Below are 21,233 nucleotides of genomic sequence, written 5' to 3'. Positions count from 1 at the left end.
GTCTTGGTTAACGGAAACAGATGCTATTGGTTAATGGTGGGGAGCACCAGACGCACGCACGCTTCGATTCCTGGCTATGTTGGTGAGATGACCAGCTCCCCACCTCAGGGCCGTGTCCGGCGAGGCCGGCCGACGTCCCCCCTGCTGACCGAGAACGCGATCGTCGAGACGGCCTGGCAGCTCGTCCGGGAGGGGCAGCCGTTCAGCGTCGGCCGCGTCGCTCGTGAGCTGGGCGTCCATGTGTCGTCGCTCTACAACCACGTCGGATCCCGGGAGGAGCTGGTCAACCACCTCCGGGACCGGATCGTCGCCGCCTACCCCACGGACGGTCTGGACCGCATGAGCTGGCAGGACGCCGTCCGCACCGTCGCGACGACGCACCACAGGGTGTTCGTCGACCACCCCGGACTCATCCAGCTCCTCGCCCAGGTGCCGATCGACTCGGAACGCGTCCTGGCGTCGTACACACAGCTCGGCCACAAGCTCATGGCCAGCGGCCTCTCCCCCACGCGCGCCGCACAGGTCATCGACCTGGTGGACGCGCTCACCCTGGGCTCGGCCCTCACCCGCTCCGGAGACCGCCAGTCCTGGCCCGAGCACCTTCCCGGCGGCCCCGAGCTGACGGCGGAGAGCGAGCGCTGGGAATCGGAGTCGGCCCGCATCGACGCGTCCTTCACCGCGTCCGTGGAGACGCTCGTGGCGGGTCTGGAGCGGGAGCTGTCGAGGTGAGCGACGGCTCGGGCTCGTCTGCGGTGCGGTGGTTCACGGCGGTGGGCTGTCAAGCCGGGTGCGGGCTGCTGCACGGGCATGCTCAGGGCATGCCCGTCCGGATCAGTTCCTCTCGACCTTGATCGAGGACACCTTGTCGTCGAACTCACCGTCCAGGCGGGCGAGATCGCCCGTCAGGACCAGCGACCGTCCCTGAAGGCCGGGGTCGGTGAAGAGCGAGACCTTCCATCCGGCCGGGACTCGTACCGAGCTGATGATGTTGTCACCGACCTGCTGATCGGTGAGCACGGTGTAGGTTCCCGCCCCGAGCTCGGCCGACCGCCCCTTGAAGTCGTGATGCTCGAAGACCCTGGGGACCTGCGACTCGGGAATCCCGTCCATGAAATCGCTCAACGTGAGGACGGCCCCCTCGCGGATGCGCTGTTCGAATCCGAACCCAAGCTGCGACGACATGCGGCAGCACTCCTCACGTCTCGGCACCGATGAGCACGGCGGCCGGGCCCTGCCGCGTCGCGGCATCACGTGCCCGGCGCCTTGCCGTTTCGAGCGTATGAGCAGGTCAGGGCCGGTGGCGCGCACGCCTAGCCCATTGGGTGCACGGCGGCGCATCGTCGTGGACGTCGTCGTCGGCTCACCACCCGGTGCGCAGCAGATGGTTCAGGAGGAGGGCGAGGACCGCCTGAGCCGTCAGCCAGGCGCGAGGGTGGGTCAGGAAGGCGCAGGACGGCAGCAGCCACAGGGCGAACGGCAGCCAGATGCGTTCCGTCTCCGCCTTGCTCATGCCCGACAGGTCGGCGGCCAGCAGCGCGGCAAGCGCGGCGGCCACCAGCAGGGCGAGCCGGATCTCGGCGCGCGGCGCGGTCCGCCGTCCGAGGAGCACGGCCCCCGTCCGCCGCAGTCCCGCCGCCGTCGCCAGGCCCGTGATCAGCACCGTGCACGCGAGATTGGCCCACACCCAGTAGCCGTAGGGGCGGATGCCGCCCGCGCCCTGGTGGTAGCGCGTGACCAGCAGCCGGTACGCCTCCCACCAGTCGAACCCGGCGAACGTGAACGCCGCGGGGACGACCGCCAGTCCGGCGAGCAGAGCCCCGAGCAGCGCCGGCCGCGCGCGGACCTCGCGCCGGCCGAGCAGCAGCACCGCCGCGCCGAGGAGCGCGAGGAGCGTGAGGCCGTAGGAGAGGTAGCAGGCGAGACCGAACAGTAGGCCCGAGCCCGCCGCCTGGACCAGCGCCCGGCTCCGTGCCGGGCCGGTGACGGCCAGTGCCAGCAGGGCCACCGCCCATCCCGCGACGGCCGCGAAGTACGCGTCGGCGGAAGTGCCCAGCCATACCGCCGCCGGGGCGAGGACCAGGAAGGGCGCCGCCCGCCGCGCCCACTCCTCGCCCGCCAGCGCCCGGACCGCGACGAGCACGGCCACGCAGGCGGTCGCACCGGCCACGACGCACCACATCCCGGCCCAGCCGCCCCCGCGCAGCCCGAGCCGGTCGAGCAGGACGAACGTCAGGGTGGCCGCGGGAGGATGGCCGGCGACATGGGCGGGCCAGTTGTCGGGCGAGTCGAGCAGGATGTGCCCGGTGAAGTCGCGCAGGGCGGCGGGGACGTCGTGGAAGCGGTCGACGACGCGCAGGTATTCGTGACGGGTGGTGAGCCGGCCGGCGATGCCCCGCTGCCAGCCGTCGACCAGGGCCAGGGAGACGATCCACGCCAGGGCCGTACCGAAGGCCGCCGCGAGGAGCGCGCGCCAGGGCAGCCGGGCGGCCACCCGCGGGCCGTACGCCGCCACCGCGGCCGCCACCAGCAGGGCGGCCGGGGTGCCGGGACCGGCGTGCGGACCCCAGGAGGCCAGCAGCGGGGGCCAGTCGACGAACAGTGTGTGGTAGGCGTCTTGGAGGTGACGGCCGACCAGGACGGCCGTGACGACGAGCAGGGCGGCGGCCGCGGCGGCGCACAGATCACGTGAGAGGGGGCGGTTCACACCGGCACGCTAGGCCGACCGGCGGGCCGCGGGCCGCCGTCCGGGCCGGACGTCAGCGTTTCGTCATGGGTCGCGCGGCCCGTTCGGGGGCCGTCCCGGCCTACGGTCGGCGCATGCGAGACGATCCACGGCTCCCCACCTCCCCCGGCTTCTGGCGCAGCCCGCTGCGCGGCACCTGGTTCACCTCCCTGCTCGGCGTCGTCCTGCTCGTCGGTGTCACGGTGCTGTTCGTGACGGGCCTGCTCTCGTACGCCGCCTACAACCCCGGCCTGTCGCCGGTGAACGACAAGACACCGGACAAGGGACTCCTCGGCTTCTACCTGTTCGCGTGGCCGACCCACCCGCACTGGCTGTACCGGCTGACCCAGGGCGTCCACGTCACCCTGGGCATCACCCTGATCCCCGTGCTGCTGGCCAAGCTGTGGTCGGTGGTGCCGAAGCTGTTCGCGCTGCCCCCGGCCCGCTCGCTCGCCCACGCCCTGGAGCGGATCTCCCTGCTCCTGCTGGTCGGCGGCGGCCTCTTCGAGTTCGTGACCGGCGTCCTCAACGTGCAGCTCGACTACGTCTTCCCCGGCTCCTTCTATCCGCTGCACTTCTACGGCGCCTGGGTGTTCTTCGCCGCGTTCGTCGCCCACGCCGTCCTCAAGACGCCCCTCGCCCTGCGCAATCTGCGGCACATGCGGCAGACGCGCGACGAACGGCACCCGGAGGCGGACGACGACCTCACGTCCCCCCGCCCCGCCGACCCCACCGTCTCCCGGCGCGGCGCCCTGTGGTTCGTCGGGGGCGGCTCGCTGCTGCTGTTCGCGACGACGGTGGGGCAGGGCTCCGACGCCCTGCGCCGCACGGCGCTCCTCGCCCCGCACGGCGGAGCCGAACCCGGCGAGGGACCGAACGCCTTCCAGATCAACAAGACCGCCGCGTACGCCGGGATCGACCCGGCCGAGACGAGCGCCGACGTCTGGCGGCTGGAGATCGTCGGACGCACCGGCACGGTCCGGCTCAGCCGCGCCCAGCTCGCCGAACTCCCGCAGCACAGCGCGGCGTTGCCCATCGCCTGCGTGGAGGGCTGGTCGACGTCCGACCAGTGGTGGCGCGGGGTGCGGCTGTGCGACCTCGCCGCGCTCGTCGGCCACGAGGACGACCCGCCGGACCTGTTCGTGGAGTCCCTCCAGCGGCGCGGCGCCTTCCGGCACGCGGCCCTGCGCGCCAACCAGGTCGCCGACCCTCGTTCCCTGCTCGCCCTGACCGTCAACGGTGAGGACCTGTCCCCCGACCACGGCCACCCGGCACGGATCATCGTGCCGGCCGCACCCGGTGTGCTCAACACCAAGTGGGTGGCCCGGATGACCTTCGGAGACCTGTGATGCCGCGCCCGATCCCCTGGGGCAGCCCCTGGCAACTGCTGCTGCTCGCCTGCTCGTTCGCACTCGCCGCCTACGCGGGCGTACGGCTCCTCGCCGACGACTGGTTCGGCGTCGCGCTGTGGATCGTGGGCGCCGCGGTGTTGCACGACCTCGTCCTGCTGCCGCTGTACGCGGCGGCGGACCGGGCGCTCGTGCGCGGCCTCGACACGGCGGGCCGCCGGGCGTGGACGATGTACGTCCGCGTCCCGGCGGCCCTGTCCGGACTGCTGCTGCTCGTGTGGTTCCCGCTGATCAGCGGCATGGTGGACCGGCGCTACCGGTCCGCCACCGGCCTCTCCCCGGACGGCTTCCTCGCCCGCTGGCTGCTGATCACCGCGGTCCTCTTCGGCGGCTCCGCGCTGCTGCTGGCCCTGCGGCTGCGCAGCGCAAGGAAGCACCGGCCGCCCGCCGTCCACTGACCGGTCGGCCGCCAGCCCCGCGCGTACCGCAGCAGGGCCGGCGCGCCGAGCCGGGCCCACGGGAACGGGGCGCCGCTCGTGCGGCGGGCGTCGCTGATCCGGACCTGGAAGCGTTCGTCGACGTCCGCCGGCGCGGTCTCGGCGATGAGCAGCCCACCCGGGGCGAGCAGCGTCGCCGTCCGTGCGAGCAGGGCGCGCGGGTCACCCCCGATGCCGATGTTGCCGTCCATGAGCAGGACGGTGTCCCAGCGGCCCTCCCCGGGCAGCGCCTCGAAAACCGAGCGGCGCAGCGCCGGACCGCCGAGCCGGGCGGTGTGCTCGACGGCCGCCTCGCTGACGTCGACACCGAGTACGGTCCGGCCCCGGACGGCGAGTTCGGCGACCAGCCGGCCGGGGCCGCAGCCCACGTCCAGCACGGCGCCCTCGCAGCGGTCCAGCACGTCGAGGTCGACCGGGTCGGGCCGGGCACACCAGCGCTCCACCTCCAGCGGCAGCAGGCGGCCGTCGGCGCGGCGCAGGAACAGCGGGCCCCGCCCGGCGCGCAGGGCGGCGGCGTACGGATCGGCCGCCGCCCAGGCCGCGGCCGGGCCGTCGTACCCGTCGGCGTACGGCAGCGGGGTGTGCGCGTCCGGTGTGCGGGCGTCGGGCGGGGCGCTCACCGGCCGATCCCCGCCGTACAGCGGGCCAGCCGTGCGGCGAAGCGGCCGTGCGGGGCGAGCGCGGCGACGGCGTGCGCGTCGGCGGCCGTGTCGACGTCCCGCAGCCGGGGCAGTTCGCGCACCCGCAGCCCGGCGGCGGCCAGCCGTTCCCGCTGGACGGCCCCGGTCACCGGCGTCGACATGGGCACGCCGCGCAGCAGGGCGGGGTCGGGTGCCGCCAGCCCGAGCGCCCAGAAGCCGCCGTCCTCGGCCGGCCCGAAGTACGCGTCGCAGCCGGCGAAGTCGACGCCGAGCAGCTCGGGTGTGACCTGCGGGGTGTCCATACCGATCAGCAGCGCGGGCCCGGCGCACCGGGCGAAGGCGTCCGCGAGCCGCTCGTCGAGACCTCCCGCGCACTGCGGTACGACGTCGAAGCCGGGCGGGAGCCAGGGGCCGGGGGCGCCGTCCAGGACGAGGATCCGGCGGGCGGCCGGGGCGGCGGCCACCGCCCGCAGGGTGTCCGCGAGGGCGGCCGCCGCGAGCGACGCCGCCTCGTCCGGGGTGAACGGCGGTGTGAGCCGGGTCTTGACCCGGCCCGGCACGGGCTCCTTGGCGATGACGAGCAGCGTGGTCATCGGGCCGCCCCCTCCCGCTCCGGGGTCTCCTTCAGGACCCGGCTCATGTCCCGCACCGCCTGCCAGGTGCCGCGCCAGGTGCCGGTCACCTTCGAGGCGCCCGCCCGCGGCAGATAGGGCACGTCCCGCTCGGTGATCCGCCAGCCCGCGTCGGCGGCGCGCACCACCATCTGGAGCGGGTAGCCGCTGCGCCGGTCGGTGAGACCGAGGGCGAGCAGCGGCTCGCGGCGGGCCGCGCGCAGCGGGCCGAGATCGTGCAGGGCGAGGCCGGTGCGGCGGCGCAGCAGCCGGGCCAGCGCGAGGTTCCCGGTCCTGGCGTGCACCGGCCAGGAGCCCCGGCCGCGCGGACGCCGGCGGCCGAGCACCAGATCGGCCGAGCCGGCCCGGATCTCGGCCACGAACGGCACCAGCAGGGTGGGGTCGAGGGAGGCGTCGCAGTCGCAGAAGCAGACGACGTCGGCGGCGGCCGCGGCCAGTCCGGCGTCGCACGCGGCACCGAAGCCGCGTTGCGGCTCGTGCACCACGGTCGCGCCGAGCTTCCGGGCGAGGTCCGCGGAGCCGTCGGTGGAACCGTTGTCCACGACCAGGGCGCGCCAGCCGGCCGGGATCCGGGCCAGGACCCAGGGAAGGGCCTCGGCCTCGTTCAGACAGGGGAGCACGACGTCGACTTCGCCCGGCGGCGATGGTGTGGTGGTCACGGCTTCACCCTACGAACGCGAAACGGACATACCGGGCTTCGGCTCCTTACGAAACGCGGACGTCGAGGCCCCGCCCCCGCTCCCGGCCCGTGCGGACCGGGACGTGGTGGGAGGGTAGAGGCATGCAGCAGCGAGACGAGAACACAGGGGCCGCCCGGGTCCTGGTCGTCGACGACGACCCCACCGTCGCGGAGGTCGTCGCCGGCTATCTGGACCGGGCCGGCTACACCGTCGACCGGGCCGACGACGGCCCCACGGCCCTGACCCGGGCGGCGGCCCACCGGCCCGACCTGGTCGTCCTCGACCTGATGCTGCCCGGCATGGACGGACTGGAGGTCTGCCGCCGGATGCGCGGCCACGGCCCCGTCCCGGTGATCATGCTCACCGCGCGCGGCGACGAGGAGGACCGCGTCCTCGGCCTGGAGGTCGGTGCCGACGACTACGTCACCAAGCCGTTCAGCCCGCGCGAACTGGTCCTGCGAGTGGAGTCGGTCCTGCGCCGCGCCCGGCCCCGGCCGCACCCGGCGGAGCCAACCGCCGACGCCGGGACCCTGTCCGCCGGCGGGCTGACCGTCGACCCCGCGGCCCGGCGCGTCACCCGCGACGGCACCGAACTCGCCCTCACCCTGCGCGAGTTCGACCTCCTCTCCTTCTTCCTACGGCACCCGGGACGGGCGTTCGGCCGCGAGGATCTCATGCGGGAGGTCTGGGGCTGGGACTTCGGCGACCTGTCGACCGTCACCGTCCATGTCCGCCGGCTGCGCGGCAAGGTCGAGGACGACCCGGCCCGGCCCCGGCTGATCCGGACGGTCTGGGGCGTCGGATACCGCTTCGAACCGGACGGGGAGTGACCGTGCGCGACACCGTTCTCATCGCCCTGTACGCCTTCGCGGGGGCGGCGGCCACCGGACTGGCCGGCGCCGCCGCGCTGCGCCTGCTGCGCCGCCGCTCGCTCACCGCCTCCCTCGCCGTCGTGGCGGCGGTCGGCGTGATCGCCATGCTCGCGGGCACGCTCGCCGTCGCCCGGGCGATGTTCCTCTCACCGCACGACCTGACCGTGGTGACCACGGTCGTGGCGATGGCGGCGGTCGTCTCCCTGGCCACCGCACTGCTGTTGGGCCGCAGGGTCGTCGCCCGCAGCCGCGAACTCGCCGTCGCAGCCCGCTCGTTCGGCGACAGCGGCGACTTCGCCGCCCCGGCAGGCCACGCCACCGCCGAACTCGACGCGCTCAGCCGGGAACTGGCGGCGACCAGCGCCAGACTCGCCGAATCCCGCGACCGCGAACGGGCGTTGGAGACCTCACGGCGCGAACTCGTCGCCTGGATCTCGCACGACCTGCGCACCCCGCTGGCCGGACTGCGCGCCATGTCCGAGGCGCTGGAGGACGGCGTGGCCGCCGACCCCGACCGCTATCTGCGGCAGATCCGCACCGAGGTCGAGCGCCTCGACGGCATGGTCGGCGACCTCTTCGAACTCTCCCGCATCCACGCCGGCACCCTCCCGCTGACCTGCTCCCGGATCTCCCTCTACGACCTCGTCGGCGACGCCCTCGCGGGCGCCGACCCGCTCGCCCGCGAGTACGGCGTCCGGCTGGTCGGCGACCGGGTGGAGCCGGTCCCGGTGGAGGTCGACGGCAAGGAGATGAGCCGGGTGCTGGGCAACCTCCTGGTCAACGCGATCCGCCGGACGCCCGCCGACGGCACGGTGGCCATCGCCGCCGAACGCTCCCCGGAGGGCGTGGTGGTGTCGGTGACCGACGGCTGCGGCGGCATCCCCGAGGAGGATCTGTCCCGGGTCTTCGACACCGGCTGGCGCGGCACCCACGCCCGGACCCCGCCGGCGGGCGCGGGCCTGGGCCTCGCCATCGTCCGAGGGATCGTCGAGGCGCACCGCGGGCGGGCCACCGTCCGCAACATCCCGGGCGGCTGCCGTTTCGAGGTGCTGCTGCCGACGGCGCCGTAGCGTCCGGTCCGCGACGGGCGGTCCTCTCTCACCCCGCCGCCGCGAACTCCCGCATGCCCTCCTCGAAGCCGACCGCCGGCTTCCACCCCAGTTCGGCCCGCAGCCGTGACGAGTCGGCGGTGATGTGGCGGACGTCCCCGAGCCGGTACTCGCCGGTGACGACGGGCTCCGGTCCGCCGTGCGCGGCCGCCAGCGCCCGCGCCATCTCGCCGACGGTACGCGGCTCCCCGCTGCCGGTGTTGAACACGGTCAGCGCCCCGCCGCCCGGACCGGCCTCCAGCGCGGCCGTGTTGGCGGCCGCCACGTCGCGCACATGCACGAAGTCCCGGCGCTGCCGCCCGTCCTCGAAGACCCGAGGGGCCTCGCCCCGGGCCAGCGCGGACCGGAAGAAGGAGGCCACGCCCGCGTACGGGGTGTCGCGGGGCATCCGGGGCCCGTACACGTTGTGGTAGCGCAGCGACACCGCCGAACCGCCCGTGCAGCGTGCCCAGGCGGCGGCCAGGTGTTCCTGGGCGAGCTTGGTCGTGGCGTACACGTTGCGTGGATCGGCCGGGGCGTCCTCGCCCGCCAGGCCGGGTGCGAGGTCGGCCCCGCACCGCGGACACGTGGGCTCGAACCGCCCCGCGTCGAGATCGGCCACGGCCCGCGGCCCGGGCCGTACGACCCCATGCCGGGGACACGCGTACCGCCCCTCCCCGTACACGACCATCGACCCGGCCAGCACCAGACGCCGCACGCCCGCCTCGACCATGGCGGCGAGGAGTACGGCGGTGCCGAGGTCGTTGCGCGAGACGTACTCCGCCGCGTCGGCGACGCCGTTCCCGAGCCCGACCATCGCCGCCTGGTGACACACGGCGTCCACGCCCGCCAGCGCCCGGGCCACGGCGACGGGGTCGCGCACATCGGCGCCGGGATCCTCCCGGACGTCGTACACCAGCGGCTCGTGACCGCCGGCCCGCAGGGCGTCGACTACATGGGACCCGATGAACCCGGCACCGCCGGTGACCAGTACACGCATACGGCCACGCTAGATCCGCGGCGACCAACGGTCCCGCGACCCGCGGGTGACGTCATCACTCGGTAAGACCCCGGAGCGCGACCCTTCGGTGCAGTACACACGTGTCCTGCCTCACTATCGCGGCCGCGGGGCAACCCGTCCGGGCCTGGATTCTTCTCCTTGGGATGAAGATCCTGAAGATCCTTAAGAGGCGGACCCGCCTGCTCATCCTCCTGACCCTGGCCGTGGTGGTGGCCGTGACGGTGACCGTCGGCATGGTCATCCGGGCGAACACCATGGATACGCGCTCCCCGCGCGCGGAACGTGACCGGGCCGCGCCCGGAGCGGAGATACCGTCGGGGCGGGTGGACTGCCGGAAGGCCAAGTGCATCGCGCTCACCTTCGACGGCAACCCCGGCGAACCCACCGACCGGCTGATGGACCTGCTGAAGGAGTACAAGGCGCCGTCGACGTTCTTCCTGGAGGGCCGGCGCATCCACGAGTTCCCGGACGTGGTGCGGCGGATCGCCGAGGAAGGCCACGAGATCGGCGACCACACCTGGACGCACGCCGTGCTGACCGACGTCTCCGATGCGCGGATCCGCGACGAGCTGCGCCGCACGGCACGGGCCATCGCCGGCATCACCGGCAGCGAGCCGACGCTGATGCGCCCGCCCCAGGGCCGTACCGACGACCGCGTCTCCAGGATCTCGGCAGAACTGGGGATGGCTCAGGTGCTGTGGACGGTGACCGCGAAGGACTACGAGACGGACGACAGCGCGCTGATCACCGAGCGCGTGCTCGCGGGCGCCGGCCGCGACGGGATCGTCCTGCTCCACCCGCTGCACAAGGGCACCGTGCCGGCCATGCCCGCCATCCTCAAGGCACTCGACGAACAGGGCTACACCTTCGTGACGGTCTCCCAACTGCTCGCTCCGGGCGAGGCCGAGCCCGGCACGATCTACAAGTGACCGCGACGACACAGTCGTTGTCGTCGGTTCCGGCCCGCGTCAGCCGAGGCGGTTCTTGTGGATCCGGCCACCCTTGACGATGAGGGAGAGGTTGGCCTCCGGGTCGGCGAGCAGGGTGATGTCGCTGGTCGGGTCGCCGTCGACGACCAGGAGGTCGGCCCAGGCGCCGGGGCGGATCACGCCGAGGGGTGCCCGGCGGTACGGGTCGCGTTCTCCGCAGAGGCGGAACAGTTCGGCGTTGCCGGACGTCGCGATCCTCAGGGTCTCGACAGGGCTGAACCCGAACTGTGTCGCGAGGCGGGTGAGCGTCTCGCCCTGCTTGGGGGCGGATGCGGGGTCGAGCAGGAAGTCGGTGCCGAACGCGAGTTTCACGCCGTGGGCACGGGCCCAGCCGAGCGTGCGGGGCACCCCGTCGCACACGAGGCGGTTCTTCGCCGTGGAGTCCGCCGAGTCGAAGGTGTGATCGCTCTCCAGCAGCGGCTGGGTGCTCAGCCACACGCCCTTGCGGGCCAGGTGCGCGATGGTCTCCTCGTCCGCGAGCTGGCCGTGTTCGATCGACTTCACGCCCGCGTCCACGGCTCGGCGGACACCGTCGGACGTGAAGACGTGCACGGACACGTACGTGCCCCAGTCGGCCGCCGCCCGGACCGCGGCGTGCAGTTCCTCCTGCGTGAACTGGAGGGTGTCCAGCGGATCGTAGGCCGAAGTGACTCCGCCGCCGGCCATGAGCTTGATCTGGGTCGCGCCGTGTTTGAGCTGCTCGCGCACGGCCGTCAAGATCCGCTCCGGACCGTCGACGACGCGCATGAACGACAGCGTCTCCGCACGCGACGGAACTCCGCCGAAGAGGGTGGCGGCCTGGTGGACGTCGGAGAAGTCCCCGTGTCCGCTCGTCTGTGAGATCGCGGCCTGGCTGGGGTAGATGCGCGGCCCGGGGAACAGCCCGGCGTCGAACACCTGCCGCAGACAGGTGGTGTCCCCGCCCATGTCCCGCACGGTCGTGAAGCCACGCATCAGCATCTGCTGCGCCTCGGCCAGGGCCTTGTAGTACAGGACACCGGTGGGTGCGAACAGCATCTCCGGCATGGTGGCCCCGGCGGCGAACAGGTGCACGTGCGCGTCGGTGAGGCCGGGCATGAGCACCCGGCCTCCGCCGTCCACCACGACCGCCCCGGGGTCGAGCCGCTCCGGCTCCTCGGCGATCAGGCCGTCCTCGAGATACACCGCCCGTACATCACTGAGCCGGTCACTCACACCGTCGAAGACCCGCACGTTCCTGATGAGAACAGGAGGCTGTGCCGATGACTGGTCCATGCCCCGTTTCTATCCCGCGCCCACGCTGCGCGCAGGGTGGCCTGGGCCATTGGGTTTCGCCCCGGCGCACCCGTGACCGCCCACACGTACGGCGACGCGGCCCACCCCACGGGTTCGGTCAGCCGCCCTCGCGCCACCACGAGGGCGACACACTCAGACTCCAGACCTCACCCGCCGCCCCCTGGGCGCCCTCGTCCCCGCGGACGAAGATCCGCACGCCGGACTCGGGCACCCGACAACGGCGGACACATGGGCGTAGAAGTCCAGGTCGGACATCACATCTTCTCCATCCGACGGCGTGGGGGCGTGGTCGCGCTCGGAAATTCGTTTCGAACGCGGATCCGGCGCTTCTACTGTGGCGTGATGATGACTCGGGTGATCATTCTCAACGGAGGTTCCAGCTCAGGGAAATCGGGGATCGTCCGGTGTCTTCAGGCCGTGCTCCCGGATCCGTGGCTGGCGCTCGGGACGGACACGCTGGTCGAGGCGATGCCCGCGTCCATGCGGGCGGCGGACGGCGGGATCGAGTTCGCTCCGGACGGGGAGGTGGTCGTCGGTCCCGAGTTCCGGCGGCTGGAGGCGGCGTGGATCGCGGGGGTCGCCGCGATGGCGCGTGCGGGTGCCCGGGTCATCGTCGACGAGGTCTTTCTCGGCGGAGCGTACTCACAGCGGCGGTGGCAGGAAGCCCTGGGCGACCTGCGGGTGCTGTGGGTCGGCGTCAGGTGTGACGCGCCGGTGGCCGCGGGCCGCGAGGTCGCGCGGGGCGACCGGACCGTCGGGATGGCCGTCGCCCAGGCGGAAGTGGTCCACCAGGGCGTGGTCTACGACGTGCAGGTGGACACCACCCGCACGGAGGCGCTCGACTGCGCACGGGCCATCGCCGCGCGGGTCGAGTGATCGCTGCCCGGGCTCTCGGCCGCCGAGCGCCGAGCGCGCCGGGCCAGCGGCCGCCCGCGTCGCACGAACCCCGCCCCTGTGCCACGGTGAAGGACAGCATGATCGGCACCGATATCCCCCACCCCGTCGGAAGGCTGACACCGTGGCCGGGAAGAAGAAGGCGAAGACCAGCGCGAAGGGCCCGCTGTTCACGAAGCGGACCCAGTGGGACAGCATCTGGATGAACGAACCGGAGGAGCACGACTTCCCGGCGGCCGCCGACTACCTGTCGCTGCTCTACGGAAAGAAGCCGGTGCGGGAGACGGTGCGTCGCCTCCGGGACGAGAAGACCCGCCTCAGGAAGGCGAAGGACATCATGCGGGCTTCGGGCGTCGATCTGCTGCCCGCCGACAACCTGCACGTCAGGAAGAACATCGAGAAGGTCATGCGCGGCAAGAAACTCTCCCCCGTGCTGCTCGTCCGCCGCCCCGAAGGACTGATCATCGCCGACGGCTACCACCGGGTCTGCGCCGCCTACCACCTGACGGAGGACCTCACGGTCCCCTGCCGCCTGGCCTGAACGGCATGGAGAAGACCTCCCCGGACGCCGGCGCCTCGGTGTCCCCGCCCGCTGCCAAGCTGACGCTCTTCACGCTCACCGCGATGGTCGTCGGCTCGATGGTCGGCGCGGGCGTGTTCTCGCTGCCCCGGCGGTTCGCCGCGGAGACGGGTGTCGCCGGTGCCCTGATCGCCTGGCTGGTGGCGGGCACCGGCATGCTGATGCTCGCCTTCGTGTTCCAGCGCCTCGCGCTGCGCAGACCCGATCTGGACGCGGGCGTCTACGCCTACGCCAAGGCGGGCTTCGGCGAGTACCTGGGCTTCTTCTCCGCGTTCGGGTACTGGGCCAGCGCCTGCGTCGGCAATGTGACGTACTGGGTGCTGATCATGTCGACCATCGGGGCGATCGCCCCGGCGCTCGGTGACGGCGACACGCTCCTCGCGGTGGCGCTGTCCTCCGTCGGCCTGTGGGCGTTCTTCCTGCTCATCCGGCGTGGCGTCAAGGAAGCCGCGGCCATCAACCAGATCGTCACCGTGGCCAAGGTCGTACCGATCCTGGTCTTCGTGCTGCTGGCCCTGTTCTGCCTCGACCCCCAGGTGTTCGCGGACAACTGGGGCGGCGCCGACTACGCGGGCTCCCTGTTCGACCAGGTGCGCGGCACCATGCTGGCCACCGTCTTCGTCTTCCTCGGGGTCGAGGGGGCGAGCGTCTACTCCCGGCACGCCAAGAAGCGCTCCGACGTGGGGCGCGCGACGATCCTGGGCTTCGTCAGCGTCTTCTGCGTCTTCGCGTCGGTCACGATCGTGTCCTACGGCATCCTGCCGATGGCCGAGATCGCCGAACTGCGCCAGCCGTCGATGGCGGGGGTCCTGGAGGAGGCCGTCGGGACATGGGGCAAGGTCTTCGTCAGCGTCGGGCTGATCGTCTCCGTGCTCGGCGCCTATCTGGCGTGGACCCTGATGGCCGCCGAAGTGCTGTTCGTCGCCGCGAAGGACGAGGACATGCCGCGCTTCCTGAGCCGCTCCACCGCAGAGGACGTGCCCGTACCCGCGCTGCTGATGACCACGGTCCTCTCCCAGGTCGTCCTGGTCATCACGATGTTCTCGGACAACGCGTTCAACTTCGCCCTCGACCTGACGAGTGCGCTCACGCTGATCCCGTTCCTGCTGGCCGCCGCCTTCGCCCTGAAGATCGCGGTACGGCCGGACGGCAGGACCGTCGGCGGCGGCACGGGGTTCTCCGGCGATCTCGTCGTCGCGGTGCTCGCCACCGTGTACACGGCCTTCCTGCTGTACGCGGCGGGCCTGAAGTTCGTGCTGGTCTCGTTCATCTTCTACGCCCCGGCCACGGTCCTGTTCGTGATGGCGCGGCGGGAGCAAGGGCGCCGTCCGTTCTCCCCGCGCGAACTGATCATCCTCGCCGTCTCCGTCGTCGGCGCCGTGATCGGCGTCGTCGCCCTGGCCGTCGGCTGGATCAGCCTCTGACTCCCCTGGGAGGGCCCCCGTGACCGACACCCCCGTTTCCGCTTCGTACGGCGTCCATTCCGAGGTGGGCCGGCTGCGCAAGGTCCTGGTCTGCGCGCCGGGACTGGCGCATCGCAGGCTCACCCCGACCAACTCCGACGACCTGCTCTTCGACGACGTCATGTGGGTGGAGAACGCCCAGCGCGACCACGCCGACTTCGTCGACAAGCTGCGGCAGCGGGGCGTCGAGGTCGTCGAGCTGCACGACCTGCTCGCGCGGACCATGGAGATCCCCGACGCGAAGTCCTGGCTCCTGGAACGCAAGATCGTCGCGAATCAGGTCGGCCTGGGCCTGGTCGACGACACCCGCGCCTTCCTGGAGTCCCTGGACGCGCGGCAGCTCGCCGAGTTCCTCATCGGCGGCCTGGCCACGGCCGACCTCCCCGACGACTACCGCTCGGACTACGTCGGCCTGGCGCGCGAATCGACAGGTGTGCGCGAGTACTTGATGCCGCCGCTGCCCAACACGCTCTACACCCGCGACACCACCTGCTGGCTGTACGGCGGACTCACGCTGAACCCCCTGTACTGGCCCGCACGGCACGACGAGACGCTGCTGATGAAGGCGATCTACACCTTCCACCCGGACTTCGCCGGCTCGGCCGTGTGGTGGGGCGACCCCGAACAGGACTGGGGACAGGCGACGTTCGAGGGCGGCGACATCATGCCCGTCGGGCGCGGCGTGGTCCTGATGGGCATGAGCGAGCGCACCTCACGCCAGGCCATCACCCAGGTCGCGAGCGCGCTCTTCGCGAAAGGCGCCGCCGAACGCGTCATCGTCGCCGGCCTGCCGAGGCTGCGGTCCGCGATGCACCTCGACACCGTGTTCACCTTCGCCGACCGCGACATCGTCACCCTCTACCCGAGGATCATGGACTCGGTGCACACGTTCACGCTGCGGCCGGGCGACAAGGCCCCGGGGCTGCACATCACCGACGAGGGCGGTACGCCGTTCGTCGACGTCGTGGCGAAGGCGCTCGGCCTGCCCGGCCTCCGGGTCATCGAGACCGGCGGCGACGTCTACGCGTCCGAGCGCCAGCAGTGGGACAGCGGCAACAACGCCGTCGCCCTCGAACCCGGCGTCGTCTTCACCTACGACCGCAACACCCAGACCAACGCGCTGCTGCGCGAGGCGGGCGTCGAGGTCATCACCATCGTGGGCGCCGAGCTCGGTCGGGGACGCGGTGGCGGTCACTGTATGACCTGCCCCATCGTGCGCGACCCCATCACCTTCTGACTTCGCGGCTCAGTACCAGCCGTGGGTCTGCCAGAAGTTCCAGGCGGCGACGGGGCTGCCGTAGCGGGAGTTCATGTAGTCGAGGCCCCACTTGATCTGGGTGGCGGGGTTGGTCTTCCAGTCGGAGCCGGCAGAGGCCATCTTCGAGGCGGGCAGGGCCTGGACCAGGCCGTAGGCGCCGGAGGAGGAGTTGGTGGCCTTGACGTTCCAGCCGCTCTCGTGGCTGACGATGTTGGAGAAGGCCTTGTACTGCGCGGCGTCCGGGATCATCTTGTGCGCGATCGCCTGGGCCGAGGCCGACGAGGTCGCCGCGTGGGCGGGGGCCGCGGTCATGGCGATGCCGGCGGAGGCGGCGACCAGGGCGACGGCGGTGACGGCCTTCTTCGGGCTGGCGATGCGACGGATGACGGAGACGGACACAGAGAACCTTTTTCTTCGGGGACGTTGCCATCGCTCGCATGTACGTCAGGCTGCATGCGTCGGCGCCGAGGCCCGGGGGGCTTGTCGGCGCCGTGCGACGTCGTCCAGATAAGCACCCCGGACAGGCGTCCGCAATGACCCCTTTTGCTAGTTGTGGTCGTATTCGCCGACCCGACCGCCCGTGTGAGCTGGCTCTCAATGCGCAGGTCAGAGGCCGTTATGGCATGCCCATGACATCCGTTATGCCCCACTAAGTCGGGTCGTAGGTGATGTGGGTCATGTGGGGTGCTTCACCGAGCGAGCCCCTGTCCGCCGAGGCGTGCGGTTCGTCCGGGTGAGGTAGTCCCGAGGCGGTCCGGCTGGCGGAGGGCCACCACTCCGGGCAAGGATCGCTGGGTGGGGCACAGTGACGGACGTCCGGACGGACATGAGCTGGATCTCAGGGCGATCGGCGACGCCCTGACGGGTGCCGCGCTGACCACCGGGCGCCGGCACCGGCTGGCAGAGCGCAACGACGCCTTCCGGGATCTGTTCGGCGGCTGGGAGATCGGTGCCGAGGCCGCCGACGCCCTCCCCGGCTCCCGGTACGCGCCGCTGATCCGGGCTCTGGACCGCGCAGGGCACCTCGGAGAGCCGAGTCGGGCGGACCTGTCTCTGACCGCCACGGGACCAGCGGCGCCCGGGAACCGGACCTCGCGTGGCTGTGTCGTGACCTGCACCCCCGTGGCGACCGGACACGGGCCCGCGGTGCTGGTCCTCGCCACCCCGCTGCCGGACTCCTCCACAGCCCCGGAGCTTCCCGCGCCGTCCCCGGTGGACGAGGACCGGGCCCGCGCGCTGCGGCGCTTCGAGACGCTGCTCGCCGCATCCCACCAGGTCGTGTGGAAACAGGACCTCGACGGCGAGCTCAGCCTCCTGTCGTTCACCCCCGACGACTCCGGCGGGCGGCTGTGGCAGCACGAGAGCCGACAGGCGTGGATCGAGTTCGTCCACCCCAAGGACCGGGCGCGGCTGGACGGCGAGATGCGGACGGCGAAGAACGGCGGCAGCCCTTTCACCATCGTCGTCCGGGTGCGGGAGGCGGACTCTCCGGACGTCTACCGGCACGTACGCATCTCCGCGGCGCCCGTGCTGGACGGCGGCACCGTCCTGGAGTGGGTCGGCACCACCCGGGACGCCGAGGAGGAATGGCGTGTGCGCACGCGGGACCGCCTCCTGGCGCGCATGGCCCAGGCGCCGACGGCCCGCGATCTGTCCGAGGCGTTCTCCGTCACGTCGGCCGCGGTCGTTCCCGACCTCTTCGACGCTCTGGCGGTCTTCCTGTTGCGCCCGCCCGGCGACTCCGCGTTCCCCTCGCGGCACGCCGGCCGCTACACCACCGCCGGCGGGCGGACATCGGTCACCGCCCCCGGGGTGCCGTCGCCCCCGCCCCTTCCCGACGGATTCGAGCTGGGGCCGCTGGCGCGGCAGGCCCTCGACGAGGGGCGCACCAGGCTGCTCACGTTTCCGGAGGGGCGTCCCCCGGGCGATCTCGTCTCCGGCCTGTCCGGGACGTGGCTGGAGCGGGCCGGGGCGACGAGTCTTGCGCTGATCCCCGTCGTCGTCGACGGCGAACCGGTCGCGCTCGCCTCCGCCGCGACCTGCCGCGGGAACCCGCCGCCCAGCAGCGCCGACATCGCTCTGCTGGAAGAGGTGCTGGAACGCATGGGCGGTCCGCTGCGCCGCACCATCGAGCACCAGTCCGTACGCGCCACCGCGCTGGCGCTCCAGCGCTCCCTGCTGATCCCGCCGCCCACGGTCACCGGGGGCGAGGTCGCCGCCTCCTACCGGCCGGCGAGCTCGACCGCGGAGATCGGCGGCGACTGGTACGACGCGCTCGGCCTGTCCGACGGGGCCCTCGCCCTCACCATCGGGGACATCGCCGGTCACGACCTGGTGGCCGCCACCGCCATGAGCCAGCTCCACGGCATGCTCCGCGGCATCATCTTCGACCGCGCCGCACGGCAACGCCCGAGCGAGAGCCTCAGCCGGCTCGACACCGTGGCCCAGGGGCTGGAAATCGCGCCGCTCGTCACCGCCGTCCACGTGGTGCTCCGCCGGAAGCCGTCCGGACACTGGAACGCGGTGCTGTCCAACGCCGGCCATCCGCCTCCCCTGCTGATTCCCGCTTCCGCGCCGGCCCGGTACCTGTCCACCCCCGGTGGGGCGGACCCGCCGCTGTGCGTGGCGCCGGGCCTGACGCGGACGGACTGGAGCCTCGAACTAGCCCCGGGTGACACGCTGTTGCTCTACACCGACGGCCTGGTGGAGGTCCCCGGCGAGGACATCGCCGACGGCCTCGACCGGCTCGCCCGCCACACGGACAGGGCCTCCCTCCGCGCCCTGCCGCTCGCCGCCGTCATCGACGATCTCCTCAGCCGCCTCGAGAACCAGAGCGACGACGTCGCGATCATCGGATTCAGGGGAACCTGAGGGTCGTTCCCATGGGGTCGGGGACGGTCACCCGTCCTGGGTGAACGTCGCGTGGAAGCGGCGGGTCTCGTCGAGGGTGCGGACCGGGCCCGTGAGGGTGACCGTCGTCGTCAGGCGGACATCCGTGGTCGAGGCCGACAGTCTCAGCTCCAGGTCGCCCGGTTCGACAATGCGGTGACCGTCGTGGCCGGTGAAGGAGGCGACGTCCGCGGGGACCGTGACCCGCAGGCGGCGGGCCTCGCCCGGGTTCAGCGGCACGCGGTCGTAGCCGACGAGGCGTTGCACCGGCTGGACGACGGAGGCCACCGGGTCGTGCAGATAGAGCTGGACCACCTCGGTGCCGGGGCGTACGCCCGTGTTGCGGACCGTGAAGGTGAGAGTGAACTCGCCTTCCGTCGAGGCCCGCCCCGTCTCCACGGTGAGGTCGCTCCAGGCGAACGTCGTGTAGCTCAGCCCGTGGCCGAAGCCGAACGCCGGGGTCGGGTCGATGTTGGAGACATCGCTGACCTGGGCCAGCCGGGCGCCGAGGTAGGTGGTCGGCTGGGCTCCGGGACGGCGCGGCACGCTGACCGGCAGGCGCCCGGACGGGTTGGTACGGCCGCTGAGCACGCCGCAGATCGCCCGGGTGCCCTCGGCCCCCGGGAAGAAGGACTGCACGATCGCCGCCGACTCGTCCACCGCGCGGCCGAGGGCGTACGGCCGGCCGGCGAGCAGGACGGTGACGACGGGACGGCCGGTGTCGAGCAGGAGGTCGAGCAGGTGCTGCTGCGCACCGGGCAGGGTGAGCGACTCCGCGTCGCAGCCCTCGCCGCTGGTGCCCCGGCCGAACAGTCCCGCACGGTCGCCGAGGGCGGCGACGACGAGGTCCGCCCCGCGGGCCGCGGCGACCGCCTCTTCCATGCCGGAGAGGTCTCCGTCGTCGACGCCGGTGCCGCGGACGACCTGGATGTCCGCGTCGGGGAACTCGGCCGCGAGGCTGTCGTACAGGGTGGGCAGGTCGATGCCGACGGGGGTGTCCGGGTGCTGGACGCCGACGTGCATGGGGAAGGAGTAGCAGCCGAGTACGGCCGTGGCCTCGGTCGCGTTGGGCCCGATGAGCGCGATCCGGCGGGGCTCGGCGAGCGGCAGTACACCGTTGTTGCTGAGCAGGACCACCGCCTTGTCGGCGATCTCGCGGGCCAGTTCGCGGTTGGCGGGCGAGTCCAGGTCGACCGTGCCGCGCAGCGTGTCCGGGTGGTCGGTGTCGGCGCCGCGCAGCGCGGCCGGCACCGGGCTCCAGTCGGGGTCGAGCATGCCGAGCTGGGCCTTCTGGAGCAGGACCCGGCTCAGGGCGACGTCGATGAGCGACTCCGGGACACGGCCGTCCTTGACCGCCTCGACCAGGGGTTCGCCGAAGGTCTTCACGGTGGGCAGTTCGATGTCGACGCCCGCCGTGAGGGCGGTGCCTGCGGCGTCGGCCCAGTCGGCGGCGACGCCGTGCAGGGTCCTGAGGAAGGCGATGCCGAAGTAGTCGGCGACGACGGTGCCGTCGAAACCCCAGGTGTCGCGGAGCAGTCCGGTCAGCAGTCGCCGGTCGGCGGCGGCGGGTATGCCGTCGGTGTCGTTGTAGGCGTGCATCACGGAGCGGGCGCCGCCCTCGCGCACGGCCATCTCGAACGGGGGGAGCAGGACGTCGGCGCGCTCACGGTGTCCGACCGCCGCCGGGGCGAGGTTGCGGCCCGCCCGGGAGGCGGAGTAGCCGACGAAGTGCTTCAGGGTGGCGACGACTCCCGCCGATTCCAGGCCCTGCACATACGCCGTGCCGATGGTGCCGACGAGGTAGGGGTCCTCGCCGATCGTCTCCTCCACGCGTCCCCAGCGGGCGTCGCGCACCACGTCGAGGACCGGTGCGAGGCCCTGGTGGACACCGACGGACCGCAGGTCACGGCCGATGGCGGCGGCCATCCGGCGCACGGTCCCGGGGTCGAAGGTGGCGCCCCAGGACAGCGGGACGGGGTAGGCGGTGGCACCCCAGGCGGCGAAACCGGCGAGACATTCCTCGTGGGCGAGTGCGGGGATGCCGAAGCGGTTGGCCGCGACGATGCGCGCCTGGGTGCGCTGCAGGGACAGGGCTCCGAGCGCGGGGTCGACGGGCACGGTGCCGAAGGGCCGGGTGAGCTGGCCGAGTCCGGCCGGCAGCAGCGCGTCGAGGTCGACCGCCTCTTCCATGTCGTGCTGGTGGGGGGCCACTTCGCCGCCCTGGTCGGAGGCTCCGACCCAGACTCCGTAGAGCTGGGCGATCTTCTCCTCCAGGGTCATGGCGTCCATCAGGGCCGCGACTCTGGTCGTGGCGGGGCGGGTGGGGTCGTTCCACACGGGGGTGGCGGGGGTGGCGGGGGTGGTCTCTACGGCCACGTGGCGG

The 21,233-nt window shown here is 72.5% G+C and carries 19 protein-coding genes; 10 read left to right on the top strand and 9 right to left on the bottom strand.

Features of this window, described 5'->3' with window-relative positions; all coding sequences use genetic code 11:
* Positions 1–87: 87 nt before the first annotated feature.
* Complete coding sequence (locus AFM16_RS37370) at positions 88–729, top strand: TetR/AcrR family transcriptional regulator (protein WP_167797332.1); 642 nt, start codon at positions 88–90, stop codon at positions 727–729.
* A 102-nt stretch (positions 730–831) separates the two neighbouring features.
* Here AFM16_RS37370 and AFM16_RS37365 read toward each other — a convergent pair whose 3' ends face one another.
* Positions 832–1,182, bottom strand: a complete 351-nt coding sequence (locus AFM16_RS37365; RefSeq protein ID WP_078636666.1) for a beta/gamma crystallin family protein — start codon at positions 1,180–1,182, stop codon at positions 832–834.
* Positions 1,183–1,360: 178 nt separating this feature from the next.
* A complete protein-coding gene (locus tag AFM16_RS37360) occupies positions 1,361–2,704 on the bottom strand; it encodes a hypothetical protein (protein WP_078636665.1) in 1,344 nt (447 codons plus the stop codon).
* 113 nt (positions 2,705–2,817) lie between these two features.
* Between AFM16_RS37360 and AFM16_RS37355 the strand changes: the two genes are divergently transcribed.
* A complete protein-coding gene (locus AFM16_RS37355; protein ID WP_078636664.1) occupies positions 2,818–4,071 on the top strand; it encodes a molybdopterin-dependent oxidoreductase in 1,254 nt (417 codons plus the stop codon).
* Between the two features lie 313 nt (positions 4,072–4,384).
* Here AFM16_RS37355 and AFM16_RS37345 read toward each other — a convergent pair whose 3' ends face one another.
* From AFM16_RS37345 to AFM16_RS37335, 3 genes are read right to left on the bottom strand one after another with little or no spacing between them, the layout of a single operon-like run.
* On the bottom strand, positions 4,385–5,143 hold the full coding sequence (locus AFM16_RS37345; RefSeq protein ID WP_078637243.1) for a class I SAM-dependent methyltransferase: 759 nt from the start codon (positions 5,141–5,143) through the stop codon (positions 4,385–4,387).
* Between the two features lie 41 nt (positions 5,144–5,184).
* Positions 5,185–5,802, bottom strand: coding sequence for a TIGR04282 family arsenosugar biosynthesis glycosyltransferase (locus tag AFM16_RS37340; RefSeq protein ID WP_078636663.1), 618 nt, complete (start codon positions 5,800–5,802; stop codon positions 5,185–5,187).
* Positions 5,799–6,500 carry a glycosyltransferase family 2 protein gene (locus AFM16_RS37335; protein ID WP_078636662.1) on the bottom strand — a complete coding sequence of 234 codons (702 nt, stop codon included), beginning with the start codon at positions 6,498–6,500 and terminating at the stop codon, positions 5,799–5,801. Before AFM16_RS37335 ends, AFM16_RS37340 begins: the two co-directional genes overlap by 4 nt.
* Before the next feature lie 122 nt (positions 6,501–6,622).
* On the opposite strand from AFM16_RS37335, the gene AFM16_RS37330 reads away from it, so the two are divergent.
* The gene (locus tag AFM16_RS37330; RefSeq protein ID WP_078636661.1) at positions 6,623–7,351 is read left to right on the top strand and encodes a response regulator transcription factor; all 729 of its coding nucleotides are present in this window, start codon (positions 6,623–6,625) and stop codon (positions 7,349–7,351) included.
* 2 nt (positions 7,352–7,353) lie between these two features.
* Complete coding sequence (locus AFM16_RS37325) at positions 7,354–8,463, top strand: sensor histidine kinase (protein WP_078637242.1); 1,110 nt, start codon at positions 7,354–7,356, stop codon at positions 8,461–8,463.
* Positions 8,464–8,491: 28 nt separating this feature from the next.
* Here AFM16_RS37325 and AFM16_RS37320 read toward each other — a convergent pair whose 3' ends face one another.
* Positions 8,492–9,481 carry an NAD-dependent epimerase/dehydratase family protein gene (locus tag AFM16_RS37320; RefSeq protein ID WP_078636660.1) on the bottom strand — a complete coding sequence of 330 codons (990 nt, stop codon included), beginning with the start codon at positions 9,479–9,481 and terminating at the stop codon, positions 8,492–8,494.
* A gap of 164 nt (positions 9,482–9,645) precedes the next feature.
* On the opposite strand from AFM16_RS37320, the gene AFM16_RS37315 reads away from it, so the two are divergent.
* The gene (locus AFM16_RS37315) at positions 9,646–10,431 is read left to right on the top strand and encodes a polysaccharide deacetylase family protein (RefSeq protein ID WP_179123355.1); all 786 of its coding nucleotides are present in this window, start codon (positions 9,646–9,648) and stop codon (positions 10,429–10,431) included.
* Positions 10,432–10,470: 39 nt separating this feature from the next.
* Here the strand turns inward: AFM16_RS37315 and AFM16_RS37310 are convergent, their stop codons facing one another.
* A complete protein-coding gene (locus tag AFM16_RS37310; protein WP_078636659.1) occupies positions 10,471–11,745 on the bottom strand; it encodes a metal-dependent hydrolase family protein in 1,275 nt (424 codons plus the stop codon).
* 363 nt (positions 11,746–12,108) lie between these two features.
* On the opposite strand from AFM16_RS37310, the gene cpt reads away from it, so the two are divergent.
* From cpt to AFM16_RS37290, 4 genes are all read left to right on the top strand, one after another.
* A complete protein-coding gene (cpt, locus tag AFM16_RS37305) occupies positions 12,109–12,642 on the top strand; it encodes a chloramphenicol phosphotransferase CPT (RefSeq protein ID WP_078636658.1) in 534 nt (177 codons plus the stop codon).
* 142 nt (positions 12,643–12,784) lie between these two features.
* Entirely contained in the window at positions 12,785–13,201 is a 417-nt protein-coding gene (locus tag AFM16_RS37300) for a hypothetical protein (RefSeq protein WP_218670756.1), read from the top strand.
* Between the two features lie 5 nt (positions 13,202–13,206).
* On the top strand, positions 13,207–14,664 hold the full coding sequence (locus tag AFM16_RS37295) for a basic amino acid/polyamine antiporter (RefSeq protein ID WP_078636657.1): 1,458 nt from the start codon (positions 13,207–13,209) through the stop codon (positions 14,662–14,664).
* A gap of 19 nt (positions 14,665–14,683) precedes the next feature.
* A complete protein-coding gene (locus AFM16_RS37290) occupies positions 14,684–15,940 on the top strand; it encodes an arginine deiminase (RefSeq protein WP_030793528.1) in 1,257 nt (418 codons plus the stop codon).
* 9 nt (positions 15,941–15,949) lie between these two features.
* On the opposite strand, the gene AFM16_RS37285 is transcribed toward AFM16_RS37290, so the two are convergent.
* Positions 15,950–16,360, bottom strand: coding sequence for an aggregation-promoting factor C-terminal-like domain-containing protein (locus AFM16_RS37285; protein WP_078636656.1), 411 nt, complete (start codon positions 16,358–16,360; stop codon positions 15,950–15,952).
* Between the two features lie 396 nt (positions 16,361–16,756).
* Here AFM16_RS37285 and AFM16_RS37280 point away from each other — a divergent pair, with 396 nt between their 5' ends.
* Entirely contained in the window at positions 16,757–18,832 is a 2,076-nt protein-coding gene (locus tag AFM16_RS37280; RefSeq protein ID WP_245177912.1) for a SpoIIE family protein phosphatase, read from the top strand.
* A gap of 27 nt (positions 18,833–18,859) precedes the next feature.
* Here AFM16_RS37280 and AFM16_RS37275 read toward each other — a convergent pair whose 3' ends face one another.
* The gene (locus AFM16_RS37275; protein ID WP_078636655.1) at positions 18,860–21,226 is read right to left on the bottom strand and encodes a beta-xylosidase/alpha-l-arabinosidase; all 2,367 of its coding nucleotides are present in this window, start codon (positions 21,224–21,226) and stop codon (positions 18,860–18,862) included.
* Between the last annotated feature and the right edge of the window lie 7 nt (positions 21,227–21,233).

The sequence above is a fragment of the Streptomyces antibioticus genome, assembly GCF_002019855.1.
Taxonomy (GTDB): domain Bacteria; phylum Actinomycetota; class Actinomycetes; order Streptomycetales; family Streptomycetaceae; genus Streptomyces; species Streptomyces antibioticus_B.
Note: the sequence above shows the minus strand (reverse complement) of the source record. Positions and strands in the feature narration are given on the sequence as shown.